This is a genomic window from Nonomuraea monospora (assembly GCF_039531895.1).
Taxonomy (GTDB): Bacteria; Actinomycetota; Actinomycetes; order Streptosporangiales; family Streptosporangiaceae; genus Nonomuraea; species Nonomuraea monospora.
The window spans coordinates 195509-207919 of sequence record NZ_BAAAQX010000012.1 but is presented as its reverse complement, the minus strand read 5'-3'; the positions used below and the strand labels follow the sequence as shown (position 1 = coordinate 207919).

The following is a 12411-nucleotide window of genomic DNA, read 5'->3' as shown; positions in this document are numbered from 1 at the left end:
CACGATAAGCGCTCGCCTTCAGTTTTGTGAATGCGTGGCAGAGAAGTTTCCTCAAGGGATGCGAGCGACGGCGCCGTAGTTGCCCGACGTGGTGGGCTCCTCGCGGCAGGCGAGGTCGTCGTCACAGGGGCGCCAGTCGGGGACCCAGACGAGCCCGGGCGCCAGCAGGTCGAGCCCTTCGAGCAGGGCCGCGACCTCGTCCTTCGACCGGATCGCCAGGTGCGGCAGGGTCATGGCGAGCAGGTCGCGGATGGCCGGCAGCAGCTCGGCGGGGATGCCGTCGAACGTGGTGTGCAGCAGGCCGAGGAAGCTCCCGCCCGCCGCCGTGTGGCGCAGCCGCTTGACGACGTAGTGGGCGTACTCGTCGTCGTTGAGGCTGTAGGTCGACAGCAGCAGCACGGCCACGGGACGGTCCCAGTCGATGAACGTCCTGACCACGCGGTCCCTGAGCACCTCGTCGATCTCGCGGATGTCGCCCTCGACCACTCGCACCAGGTCGGTGAAGGGCTCGATGGTGGCCTGCGCCATGGTGACGACCATCGGGTTGTTCTCGACGTACAGGACGCGCGGCTGGGCCTCGCAGCCCTGGCGGGCCGCGTCGTGCAGCGCCTGCCCGGCGGCCGGGCCGGTGGGAATGCCGCTGCCCACGATCAGATATTGGTCGACGCCTTCGGCCGACAGATGGCGGATCACCCGGGTGAGGAAGTCGAGCACCGCGCGGGCCGCCGTGGTCAGGGCGGGGGCTGCTTGATCGAAATGGCGTACCGTGTCCTTGTCGGCCAGGAAATGGTTCTTCCCGCCCGCCGCCGCGTCGAAGATGCGGGTGATTCTGGCCTGCGTGGTTTCGAGGCTGGCCAAGTTCCGGACGGCACGCTGGTGCATGAGCGTTGCCCCTTTCCCCTCGCCGCTACCTTCATTCCGGTAAGCGATCTTTGGACCTCACTCGATGACTCGAACCATATGTTCCAACAATTCCAGTCAATGACAACACGCTAGACCGGTTGTCTTGGAAATGTTTGGCCGGTGCATCGTTGTGGCAAGGCACCTCTGCCGGGCGGGACATACCCGGCAGAGGTGATTGTTACTCGTGCGTCAGTCGGTACTGGCCTCGATCGTCAGTCGGTGCCGACCTGGATCGTCAGTCGGTGCCGACCTCGATCGCCGCCTGGTCCACGAGGTGGTCGTCGTCGGGCACCTCGGCGTCCTCGCCGCGCTCGGCGATCGCCTCGGCCCCGCCCTCCGGCATCGCGCCGATCAGCCCGGTCGCCGCGACCTGCGTGGTGCCCAGCAGCGTCTGGTGCCCGACCATGCCGAGCCCGGCGTACTGCTCCAGCTTGGCGCGCGAGTCGGCGATGTCGAGGTTGCGCATGGTGAGCTGGCCGATGCGGTCGAGCGGGCCGAACGCGGCGTCCTCGGTGCGCTCCATCGACAGCTTGTCGGGGTGGTAGCTGAACGCCGGGCCCGTCGTCTCCAGGACCGAGTAGTCCTCGCCGCGACGCAACCGCAGCGTCACCTCGCCGGTGATCGCCATGCCGACCCAGCGCTGCAGCGACTCGCGCAGCATCAGCGACTGCGGGTCCAGCCAGCGGCCCTCGTACAGCAGCCGGCCCAGCTTCCTGCCCTCGGTGTGGTAGCTGGCCAGGGTGTCCTCGTTGTGGATGGCGCTGACCAGCCGCTCGTAGGCCGCGTGCAGCAGCGCCATGCCCGGCGCCTCGTAGATGCCCCGGCTCTTGGCCTCGATGACGCGGTTCTCGATCTGGTCGGACATGCCGAGGCCGTGGCGTCCGCCGATGGCGTTGGCCTCCAGCACCAGATCGACGGCCGAGGCGAACTCCTTGCCGTTGACGGTGACGGGACGGCCCCGCTCGAACCCGATCGTGACGTCCTCGGCCAGGATCTCCACCTCGGGGTCCCAGAACCGCACGCCCATGATCGGCTCGACGATCTCGATGCCGGCGTCCAGGTGCTCCAGCCTCTTGGCCTCGTGGGTGGCGCCCCAGATGTTCGCGTCGGTGGAGTAGGCCTTCTCCGTGCTCGCCCGGTAGGGCAGGTCACGGGCCAGCAGCCACTCCGACATCTCCTTGCGCCCGCCCAGCTCGGCGACGAAGTCGGCGTCCAGCCACGGCTTGTAGATGCGCAGGGACGGGTTGGCGAGCAGCCCGTAGCGGTAGAACCGCTCGATGTCGTTGCCCTTGAACGTGGAGCCGTCTCCCCAGATCAGCACGCCGTCGTCGAGCATCGCGCGCACCAGCAGGGTGCCGGTGACGGCGCGGCCGAGCGGGGTCGTGTTGAAGTAGGTGCGGCCGCCGGAGCGGATGTGGAACGCCCCGCAGGCCAGCGCCGCCAGACCCTCCTCCACGAGGGCCTCCCGGCAGTCGACCAGCCGGGCGATCTCCGCGCCGTACGCCGAGGCGCGGCCCGGCACCGAGGCGATGTCGGGCTCGTCGTACTGGCCGATGTCGGCGGTGTAGGTGCAGGGCACCGCACCCTTCTCGCGCATCCACGCGACCGCCACGGAGGTGTCGAGGCCGCCGGAGAAGGCGATCCCGACGCGTTCGCCTACAGGGAGGGAGGTGAGCATCTTGGACACGAGTAGAAGTATATACACATGAATGCATGACCATTCAATCCACCCCCTCGACGGCGCGTCGCCCTCTCCGACGGGCCTGGCAAAATTTAAATCAACTGCTTGACTGAAGCGGAGCCGCCTGGTTGGCTGGGGCCGACCAGAGGGGTCATGCCGGGTCAGACCAGATGTCAGAGGATGGAACACCATGAAGGTCACCGTCGACGAGGACAAGTGCTGCGGCGCGGGCAACTGCGTGCTGCTCGCTCCGGAGGTGTTCGACCAGCGTGAGGACGACGGCATCGTGATCCTCCTGGACGCCGAGCCGGGCGAGGACCAGCACGCGCAGGTCCGCGAGGCCGCCGCCGTCTGCCCCGCGGGCGCGATCGAGGCCGGCGAGCGGGCATGACCGACACGCTGCCCGAGTTCCCCGGCGTCAGGGCGGAGCGGTGCCCGTTCGACCCGCCGCCGCGCATCCAGGCCCTCCAGCAGGACGGGCCGCTCACCAAGGTGCAGCTGTGGGACGGCAGCACCCCGTGGCTCGTCACCACGCACGCCGAGCAGAAGGCGCTGCTCGGCCATCCCCAGGTCAGCGCCGACGTCACCCGGCCCGGCTACCCGCTGTCCGCGCCCAGGGCCGAGGGCGGGTCACTGAGCTTCATCCTCATGGACGACCCCGAGCACCACCGGCAGCGCCGCATGGTGCAGGGCGCTTTCACGGTGCGGCGGGTGGAGGGCATGCGGCCGGCCGTCCAGCGGATCGTGGACGAGCTGATCGACGACCTGCTGGCCGGGCCCAAGCCGGTGGACCTGGTGGAGGCGTTCGCCCTGCCGGTGCCCTCGCTGGTGATCTGCGAGCTGCTCGGCGTCCCGTACGCCGACCACGACTTCTTCCAGGACAACAGCAAGACGATCATCAAGCGGAACGTGACCGCCGAGGAGCGGGCCGCCGCCGGCGGCCGGCTGTTCGAGTACCTGGACACGCTCGTCGGCGCCAAGCTCGACCACCCGGGCGACGACCTGCTGTCCCAGGTGGCCGGGCGGGTCAAGGCGGGCGAGCTGACCCGCTCGCAGGCCGCCCAGATGGGCGTGCTGCTGCTCATCGCCGGCCACGAGACCACCGCGAACATGATCGCGCTCGGCACCCTGGCCCTGCTCCAGAACCCCGCCCAGCTCGCCCTCCTGCGCGACGCCGACGACCCCAAGGTGGTCGCGGGGGCCGTCGAGGAGCTGCTGCGCTACCTGAACATCACCCACAGCGGGCGCCGCCGGGTGGCGCTGGCCGACATCGAGATCGCCGGCCAGGTCATCCGCGCGGGCGAGGGCATGATCATGGCCAACGACATCGCCAACCGCGACCCCGGCGTCTTCCCCTCTCCCGACGAGCTCGACCTGACCCGCGACGCCCGCCGCCACGTCGCGTTCGGCTTCGGCGTGCACCAGTGCCTCGGCCAGCCGCTGGCCCGGCTGGAGCTGCAGGTCGTGTACGGCACCCTGTACCGGCGCATCCCCACCCTGGCCCTGGCCACCGGCCTGGACCGGGTCCCGTTCAAGCACGACGGGCAGGTGTACGGGGTCTACGAGCTGCCCGTCACCTGGTGACCCCGGCCCTCGCACGCCGTTAAGGTGCTTGCGTGCGTCAAGGGGAAGCCCCGTGAACGATGGGGCGCGGCTGATTGAGCGCGTGCGCGCCCTGGCCGCCGGGGGAGAACCGCCCGCTGAGGGCGAGTGCGGGCTTGGGCCGGGCGCCGGTGGCGAGCGCGGGCTTGGGCCGGACGGTGTGGGCGAGCGGGTGGTGATCGGCATCGCGGGCTGTCCTGGCGCGGGCAAGTCGACGCTGGCGGGCTGGCTCGCCACGGCGCTCACCGCGGCCGGGCTGCCCGCCGTCTGGGTCCCGATGGACGGCTTCCACCTGGCCGACGTCGCCCTCGACCGCCTCGGACGGCTCGGCCGCAAGGGCGCCATCGACACCTTCGACGGCCACGGCTACCTGGCCCTGCTGCGCCGCATCCGCACCGAGACCGGCACCACCGTGTACGCCCCGTCCTTCGACCGCGACCTCGAGCAGCCGATCGCCGGCGCCATCCCGGTGCCGCCGGACGCCCGGGTGGTCGTCAGCGAGGGCAACTACCTGCTCTCCACGCAGGACCCCTGGCGGCAGGTGCGGGCCGCCATGACCGAGGTCTGGTACGCCGACCTCGACGACCGCGTCCGCCTGGACCGCCTGACCCGGCGGCACGTCGAGTTCGGCAAGAGCCCCGAACAGGCGGTCCGCTGGGTGGCGGAGGTGGACGAGCCCAACGCCGCCGCCATCCGCGCCACCCGCGCCTGCGCCGACCTCCACGTCGACATCGACGCCCTGGCCCTGGCCCCCTGAGCCCGCCTGTGAGACCTCAGTGGTGCGGGACGGCGGGCCCCAGCACGTACTGGTAGAGCTCGTACCCCACGAACGCGACCACCGGCAGCCCGACCGCGATGAGCAGGCGGCGCGGCAGCGGCGCGCGGATGGCGGCCGGCAGGTCGATCTCGTTGACGGGCACCACCGGCACCTTCGCCAGCGGCACCGGGTCGGGCGCCGCCGTCAGCTCGGGGTGGCGGGCCAGGTAGCCGGTGGGGAACGAGGTGAGGTGGTAGGCGCCGCACGCCGGGCAGCTCGCCCCTGACCAGGGGGGCTGCACGGGCACGCCGGAGGTGAGCCAGATGTCCACCTCGTTGCCGTGGTCGTCGGTCAGGTGACGGACGACGTAGTCCTCCTCCCATACGTACAGGCACCGCAGGCACTCGAAAGGCCATGATTCACGGGATTCGAACCCGTCGTGCACAGGGAATCACCCCCTGGCCGGGTATGTGGGTGTTCCCTCCGAGTGTCCGCCTCTGCCCGTACCCCTGCGCAAGAAGGCAGTTGTGACACTCGCCGCCACAAAAGGCTTGCCCACTGTGATGTTAGGCGCCCGAGATTCCCGAATGGATCAAATAGACGGTCATCGATGAATTCAGCGCACGCTCAAGCGCCGTTTCCCGGACGTTCACATTGACGTTCTTCGATGCGAATGCGGGGGATACGGAAGCCTGGTCCCAGGCCGGGCTCGTGACGAGCCGAAGGATGCATCGTGAGCAATCGAATGCGGACGGCGCTGACCGCGACGGCCTGCGTCTTCGTGCTCGCCGCCTGCGGCGGCGGGAACCAGACGCCCGCCCGGCAAGGGGAGGACTCGGGGCAGCCGGCCCGGGAGCTGGCGGGCGACGTGAAGGTGGACGGCTCCAGCACGGTGGCGCCGCTGGCCACCGCCGCGGCCGAGCTGTTCGCCGAGCAGCAGGCCAAGGTACGGGTCACGGTCGGCACGTCCGGCACCGGCGGCGGCTTCGAGAAGTTCTGCAACGGCGAGACCGACATCTCCAACGCCTCACGGCAGATCGAGGCAGAGGAGGTGGCGGCGTGCAAGGCCAAGGGCGTCTCCTACGCGGAGTTCACGGTCGCCAACGACGCGCTGACGGTGGTCGTGCACAAGGACAACACCTGGGCGACCTGCCTCACCGTGGACCAGCTCAAGAAGATGTGGTCACCCGGCTCGAAGGTGACGAGCTGGGACCAGATCGACGCCAAGTTCCCGGACGAGCCGCTGAAGCTGTTCGGCCCCGGCACGGACTCGGGCACGTTCGACTACTTCACCGACGTGATCGTCGGTGAGGAGGGCAGGAGCCGCACCGACTACAGCCCGAGCGAGGACGACAACGTCGTCGTGCAGGGCGTGGCGGGCACCAAGGGCGGCCTGGGCTACTTCGGCTACACCTACTTCGAGGAGAACGCCGACAAGCTCAAGGCCGTGCAGATCGACAGCGGCGGCGGCTGCGTGGGCCCGAGCGCCCAGACGGCGCAGGACGGGACGTACAAGCCGCTGTCCCGGCCGCTGTTCATCTATCCGAAGGCCGCCTCCCTCAAGCGGCCCGAGGTGCTGGCCTTCGTCGAGTACTTCGTGGCCAACCACAAGCGGATCGCCGAGGACGCCAAGTTCATCCCGCTCAACCCCGAGCAGGAGGGCCTGCTCCAGGGCGCACTGACCAAGCTGAAGGCCGCGGCCGGCGGATGAGCGCGACCGGCGGCACGACGCCCTCCCCGACCGGCTCGCCAGGGCCGCTGGGGAGGGCGCGCACGCGCTACGGCGAGAACGCGGTGCGGGTGGTGCTGGTGGCCGCCGCGCTGGTCTCGGTGGCCACCACCGTCGGCATCGTGGTCTCGCTGGTGCCGCCCACGGTGGAGTTCTTCGAGGCCGTGAGCCCGGTGGAGTTCTTCACCGGCACCGAGTGGGCGCCGCTCTTCGAGCCGGCCGCCTACGGCGTGCTCCCGCTGGTCGGCGCGACGTTGCTGATCACGCTCATCGCCGTCGTGGTGGCGATCCCGCTGGGGCTGGGCGCGGCGCTCTACCTCAGCGAGTACGCCCACGCCCGCACCCGCGGCGTCTTCAAGCCGGTCCTGGAGGTGCTGGCGGGCGTGCCGACCGTCGTGTACGGCTTCTTCGCGCTCCGCTTCGTCACCCCGGCCCTTCAGGCGTACCTGCCCCCCGGCCTGCAACCGGACATCTTCAACGCCCTGGCGGCGGGCCTGGTCATGGGCGTCATGATCGTCCCCACGGTGGCGTCGCTGTCGGAGGACGCCATGGCGGCGGTGCCGGGCGGCCTGCGCGACGGCGCGTACGCGCTGGGCTCCTCCACCCGCCTGGTCGCCGTCCGCGTGGTGGTGCCGGCCGCGCTGTCGGGCATCGTGGCCTCGTTCGTGCTGGCCGTCTCCCGCGCCATCGGCGAGACGATGATCGTGGCGATCGCGTCGGGCAACAAGCCCGCGCTGTCGCTCAACCCGCTGGACGCCATGCAGACGATGACCGGCTTCATCGCCCAGGCCGGCTCGGGCGACCTGCCGACCGGCTCGCTGGACTACAAGACCATCTTCGCGGTCGGGGCCCTGCTGTTCCTCATCACGCTCGTCATGAACGTCATCAGCGCCCGCCTGGTCCGCCGGTACCGGGAGGTGTACGAATGACCGCCACCCAGCGGCGCCTGCTGGCCCGGCGCGGGGTGAACTGGGGCGACCTGGCCTTCAAGCTGCTGCTGCGGCTGTGCCTGGCCGTCGCGGTGGCGTTCCTGGTGACGCTGCTCGGCTACGTCGTCCACAAGGGCTGGTCCCGCCTCGACCCCCGGCTGTGGGAGAACTTCCCGTCGATCAGGCGGCCTGAGCGGGCGGGCGCGAGATCGGCGCTGTTCGGCAGCCTGTGGGTGATCGGGCTGACGGCGGTGATCTGCCTGCCGGTGGGCATCCTCGGCGCGATCTACCTGGAGGAGTACGCCGACCACCGCCGCTGGTACAACCGGCTGATCGAGCTGAACATCGCCAACCTGGCCGCCATCCCGTCCATCGTCTACGGCATCCTCGGCCTGGGCGTCATCGCCAGGGGGTTCGGGCTCGGCACCACCGTGCTGACCGCGTCGATCACGCTGTCGCTGCTCGTCCTGCCGATCGTGATCATCGCCTCGCGGGAGGCGATCAGGGCCGTGCCGGGCGAGATCAGGAACGCCTCGTACGGGCTGGGCGCCACCAAGTGGCAGACGATCTGGCGTCAGGTGCTGCCCTCGGCCGTCCCCGGCATGGCGACCGGCTCGATCCTGGCCCTGTCCAGGGCGGCGGGCGAGGCGGCGCCGCTGCTGCTGCTCGGCGGCCTGACCTACGTGGCGTACGTCCCGGACGGCCTGCTCAGCGGCTACACCGTGCTGCCGATCCAGATCTACGGCTGGATCAGCCAGTCCCGCGAGGCGTTCCACGACCTGGCCTCGGCGGCGATCGTGCTGCTGCTCCTCGTGATCATCACGATGAACTCGATCGCCATCTACGTCCGCAATCGCTCACAGAAGCGGTGGTGAACCCTGCCGTGTCCGCGCACCTGACCACAGGATCCGAGAAGCACATGGCTCCGTCGCAACTGCCCGATCTGTTCGACCCGGTCTTCACGCTGGAGGACCTGTCGGTCTTCTACGGCGCCTACGAGGCCGTGCGCGGCGTCGACATGCGCATCGCGCCGCGCGAGATCACCGCGCTGATCGGCCCGTCCGGCTGCGGCAAGAGCACGGTGCTGCGCTGCCTCAACCGGATGAACGACCTCATCCTGGACGCCCGCATCGCCGGCAAGATCCTCTACTACACGGAGGACCTGTACGGCGACGAGGTGGACCCGATCGAGGTGCGCCGCAGGATCGGGATGGTCTTCCAGAAGCCGAACCCGTTCCCCAAGTCCATCTACGACAACATCGCCTACGGGCCGCGCGTCAACGGCCGCCGCAAGGGGCTCGACGACGTGGTCGAGGAGGCCCTGCAACGCGCGGCCCTGTGGGACGAGGTCAAGGACAAGCTCAAGCAGAACGCCCTGGCCCTGTCAGGCGGCCAGCAGCAGCGGCTGTGCATCGCCCGCGCCATCGCGGTCAAGCCGGACGTCATCCTCATGGACGAGCCGTGCTCCGCGCTCGACCCCATCGCCACCACCAAGATCGAGGACCTCATGCAGGTCCTGTCCAGGGACTACACGATCGTCATCGTCACCCACAACATGCAGCAGGCGGCCCGCGTCTCCGAGCGCACCGCCTTCTTCACCGCGGAGGTGGACGAGCGCGGGGAGCGGCACGGGCGCCTCGTCGAGTTCGACGCCACCGCGCGGATCTTCAGCAACCCGGCGGACAAGCGTACCGAGGGCTACATCACCGGGCGGTTCGGCTGACCGGGGAAGGGAGCGACCAGCCTTGACCCATGCCACGGCGGCACCACGACCGGACCCGCCCGGCGCGTCCTGCGACGCGCCGGTGCTCCTCGTCGCCGACCCCGACGAGGACCTGCGCGAGCTGGCCGCCCACGGCATCACCGTCGTCCGCGCCGCCGACGGCCCCAGCGCGCTCATCAGCGTCGGAGCGCGCCCGCCCGACGTGCTCGTGGTCAGCGCGCGCCTGCCGGGCGTCGACCCGGTGACGCTCATCAACAGCGTGCGGCGCACGCTGCCCGTCCTGCCGATCATCCTCGGCACCGGGACGGAGGACGCCGACATCGCCATGCGGGCCCTGGCCGCCGGCGCCACCGCCTGCGTGGCCAGGCCCTACCGGGTGCGGGCGCTGCTCACCCTGATCCGGGCCGCGCACGGCGGCGCCGCCGTGCCGCTGCTGCGGGTCGGCGACATCGAGCTCGACCAGGTCGCGCACGTCGTACGCGTCGGCGGCGAGCCCGTGCACGTGCCGCTGCGCGAGTTCGAGCTGCTGCGCTTCCTCATGCAGAACGCCGACCGCGCGGTGACCAAGCACGAGATCACCCGGCAGGTGTGGCGCAGCGACGGCAGACCGCCGAACAACACCATCGTCGTGCACGTCAAGCGGCTGCGGCGGCGCCTGGGCGACGACGAGAAGCACCCCGCGATCCTGCTCACGGTGCGCGGCATCGGCTACCGCATCACGGCGGGCGGGCGCGGGCCTCACTCGCCGCCGCCGATCGCTCACTAAACTGGGCCGGTGCAGCCCGACGAGATCCCGCCGACCGACCAGCACCAGCCGAGCGACGTGATCCCCGGGCCGCTGACGCGATCAGCGGCCGAGCAACTGGCGGGCGCGCTCAAGGCCGTCGCCGACCCGACCCGGCTGCAGCTCATCAGCCTGATCATCGGCAGCCCCGCGGGGGAGGCCTGCGTCAACGACCTCACCGCGCCGCTCGGGCTGAGCCAGCCCACGGTCAGCCACCACCTGAAGATCCTCGTCGATGCCGGGCTGCTGACCAGGCAGAAGCGCGGCAAGTGGGCGTGGTACGCGGTGGTCCCCGAGCGGCTCGACGGGCTGCGCGGGCTGATCGCCTGACGTCTCCGCCAGGCGCGTCAGCAGGGGGAACAGCTCCCTGGCCGCCCGCGTGGCGCGGTAGCCGGTCCCGTACGGCTCGATGAGGTTCTCCGCGCGCAGGACGGCGAGGTGGCGGCCCAGGGAGCGGCCGAACGCGCGGCCGTCCTCGTCGCAGAGCAGGACGCTGAGCAGGCGCAGTCGTACGGGGTCCGCCACGGCCCGCAGCCGCCGGGCGCGCCGCACGGCGGCGGCCCGGGAGAGAGGCGGCCTTCCGCCCATCGGCATGCGTCCATCCTCGACGGGCCGGAAGGGGATGTCCACCCGTGGGGGCGCGTCAGAGCGGGCCGCGGTGCCAGGGGCCGCGGATCGCGTACGTGCGGCCCGGCGGGTCCAGCGAGACCGAGTCGCCGAAGTTGTTGACGAACAGCACCGAGCCGTCCGGGCTGAAGCACGCCCCCGCGAACTCGCTGTCGTCGGCCACGTTCACCGCGAACTCGAACGGCTGCCCCTTACGCGGGTCCAGCCCGATCAGCCGGTTCACGTTGGCCAGGCCGGGGGCCAGCGGGTGCGGGTCGGCGTCGGCCGAGCTGGCGTCGTCCTCGCACAGCACGATGCCGCCCCTGGGGGTGAACAGGAGGTTGTCGGGCGAGTCGAGCTCCCTGCGCCCCGGCGACTCGTAGACCAGCACCAGCGTGCCGCCGTCGCGGCGGCCGGGGACGTACTGCCAGACCTGGCCGTAGCCCTCCAGGTAGCCGTCCGCGTTGGGCGGGTCGCCGTTCTTGGCGTCGCCGCCGCTGGTGGAGTTGAAGAAGACGCTGCCGTCGCCGTACCAGCAGCCTTCCAGGCGGTTGAACTTGGCGCCGCCCTTGGCCAGGCCCTGGAGGGTGCACGGGGTGGCGCCGTTCTCCAGGTCGGGGTCGGGGTCGTCGATGCGGACCCACTCCACGGGCAGGCGGGCGCCCATGGTCTGGCCCTCGCGGCAGTCGTAGCCGTCCACGCCCCTGATCTTGAGCATCTCCAGCACGCCGCCGGCGGCCAGGTCGCGCGGGTTCCTGGGGCGGAAGCGGTAGAAGCCGTCGGCTCTGCCCGACTCGTCCTCGGTCTCGTAGACGTACCCGGTGCGCGGGTCCACCGCGACGGCCTCGTGCGAGAAGCGGCCCATCGCCGTGAGGGGCTGCGAGGGCGCGGGCGTGCCGGGGCGGGGGCCGTCGAGCGGCACCTCGAAGATGTAGCCGTGCTTGCGCTGCCAGCCCTGCACCGTGCCCGCGGTGGTCTCCTCGCAGGTCAGCCAGCCACGGTCGTGCAGCATGCGGCCGCCCGCGCAGTTGACGATCGTGCCGTTGAGGCTGACGAAGTGGCGCAGCACCTCGCCGCTGCGCAGGTCCGCCTCCAGCGTGGTGGTGCCGCCCACGCCCAGCTCGTCGTAGCGCTGCGAGCCCTCGACGTGCACGCGGCCGACCGGGGAGCCGGGGGTGGTGCGCACCTCGTGGTTGCGGATCAGGCGGACGGTGTGGCGGCGGGTCCCGGGGAAGGCGGCCATGCCGTCGTGCGCGATGGGGGTGGCGACGCCGTCGGTCATGGGGTCGCCGCTCCTGCTCAGCACGACGTAGGAGAAGCCCGCGGGTAACGCGAGGAACTCCTCGCCGGTGTTCCTGGCGGGCGTGCGGCGCAGCGGCCCGTATCCCGTCTCGCCGGGATGGGTGGCGGGGCGGCCCGCGTCCGCCCACGCGGCGTGGGCCGTGAGGGTCTCGATGGCGATGCCGCTGGCCAGCACCCCGCCGGTGGTGGCCAGGCCGCGGCCGAGGAAGGAACGGCGGTCGAGCTCGGTCATGGTGCTCCCCTCGGGACAAGGGCAGAAGCGTTCGATGAACGAGTGCTGCCGTCAGAGTAAACGGAGGGTTGCGTGCCGAGAGGGCCCATTTATGCCGTTCGTCCCAGGGCTGGTGGTGGCACGCCGTCGATCCCGTACGGGCTCACCAGCGGCCCCCACCCTG

General features: G+C 70.8%; 13 protein-coding genes. 9 read left to right on the top strand and 4 right to left on the bottom strand.

The window, feature by feature from the left end:
- Positions 1-51: 51 nt before the first annotated feature.
- Together ABD331_RS24685 and argG are read right to left on the bottom strand one after the other, a co-directional pair.
- Entirely contained in the window at positions 52-858 is an 807-nt protein-coding gene (locus tag ABD331_RS24685) for an SAM-dependent methyltransferase (protein WP_344478908.1), read from the bottom strand.
- 280 nt (positions 859-1138) lie between these two features.
- The gene (argG, locus tag ABD331_RS24680; RefSeq protein ID WP_344478905.1) at positions 1139-2590 is read right to left on the bottom strand and encodes an argininosuccinate synthase; all 1452 of its coding nucleotides are present in this window, start codon (positions 2588-2590) and stop codon (positions 1139-1141) included.
- 184 nt (positions 2591-2774) lie between these two features.
- On the opposite strand from argG, the gene ABD331_RS24675 reads away from it, so the two are divergent.
- From ABD331_RS24675 to ABD331_RS24665, 3 genes are read left to right on the top strand one after another with little or no spacing between them, the layout of a single operon-like run.
- On the top strand, positions 2775-2975 hold the full coding sequence (locus tag ABD331_RS24675) for a ferredoxin (RefSeq protein ID WP_344478902.1): 201 nt from the start codon (positions 2775-2777) through the stop codon (positions 2973-2975).
- Complete coding sequence (locus ABD331_RS24670; protein ID WP_344478899.1) at positions 2972-4168, top strand: cytochrome P450; 1197 nt, start codon at positions 2972-2974, stop codon at positions 4166-4168. Before ABD331_RS24675 ends, ABD331_RS24670 begins: the two co-directional genes overlap by 4 nt.
- A 52-nt stretch (positions 4169-4220) precedes the next feature.
- On the top strand, positions 4221-4943 hold the full coding sequence (locus ABD331_RS24665; protein ID WP_344478897.1) for a nucleoside/nucleotide kinase family protein: 723 nt from the start codon (positions 4221-4223) through the stop codon (positions 4941-4943).
- 16 nt (positions 4944-4959) lie between these two features.
- On the opposite strand, the gene ABD331_RS24660 is transcribed toward ABD331_RS24665, so the two are convergent.
- Positions 4960-5388 carry a hypothetical protein gene (locus tag ABD331_RS24660; protein ID WP_344478896.1) on the bottom strand — a complete coding sequence of 143 codons (429 nt, stop codon included), beginning with the start codon at positions 5386-5388 and terminating at the stop codon, positions 4960-4962.
- A 288-nt stretch (positions 5389-5676) separates the two neighbouring features.
- Between ABD331_RS24660 and ABD331_RS24655 the strand changes: the two genes are divergently transcribed.
- The 6 genes from ABD331_RS24655 to ABD331_RS24630 are packed head-to-tail and all read left to right on the top strand — an operon-like array spanning position 5677 to position 10438.
- Positions 5677-6654: a PstS family phosphate ABC transporter substrate-binding protein gene (locus ABD331_RS24655; RefSeq protein WP_344478893.1), complete on the top strand. Its 978-nt coding sequence runs from the start codon at positions 5677-5679 to the stop codon at positions 6652-6654.
- Positions 6651-7601, top strand: a complete 951-nt coding sequence (gene pstC / locus ABD331_RS24650; RefSeq protein WP_344478891.1) for a phosphate ABC transporter permease subunit PstC — start codon at positions 6651-6653, stop codon at positions 7599-7601. Before ABD331_RS24655 ends, pstC begins: the two co-directional genes overlap by 4 nt.
- Positions 7598-8476, top strand: coding sequence for a phosphate ABC transporter permease PstA (gene pstA / locus ABD331_RS24645; RefSeq protein WP_344478890.1), 879 nt, complete (start codon positions 7598-7600; stop codon positions 8474-8476). Before pstC ends, pstA begins: the two co-directional genes overlap by 4 nt.
- Positions 8477-8520: 44 nt before the next feature.
- The gene (pstB, locus tag ABD331_RS24640) at positions 8521-9324 is read left to right on the top strand and encodes a phosphate ABC transporter ATP-binding protein PstB (protein ID WP_344478889.1); all 804 of its coding nucleotides are present in this window, start codon (positions 8521-8523) and stop codon (positions 9322-9324) included.
- A 22-nt stretch (positions 9325-9346) separates the two neighbouring features.
- Positions 9347-10090: a response regulator transcription factor gene (locus ABD331_RS24635; protein ID WP_344478888.1), complete on the top strand. Its 744-nt coding sequence runs from the start codon at positions 9347-9349 to the stop codon at positions 10088-10090.
- 9 nt (positions 10091-10099) lie between these two features.
- The gene (locus ABD331_RS24630) at positions 10100-10438 is read left to right on the top strand and encodes an ArsR/SmtB family transcription factor (protein WP_344478887.1); all 339 of its coding nucleotides are present in this window, start codon (positions 10100-10102) and stop codon (positions 10436-10438) included.
- Between the two features lie 313 nt (positions 10439-10751).
- Here ABD331_RS24630 and ABD331_RS24625 read toward each other — a convergent pair whose 3' ends face one another.
- Complete coding sequence (locus ABD331_RS24625; protein ID WP_344478885.1) at positions 10752-12248, bottom strand: alkaline phosphatase PhoX; 1497 nt, start codon at positions 12246-12248, stop codon at positions 10752-10754.
- Positions 12249-12411: the final 163 nt, after the last annotated feature.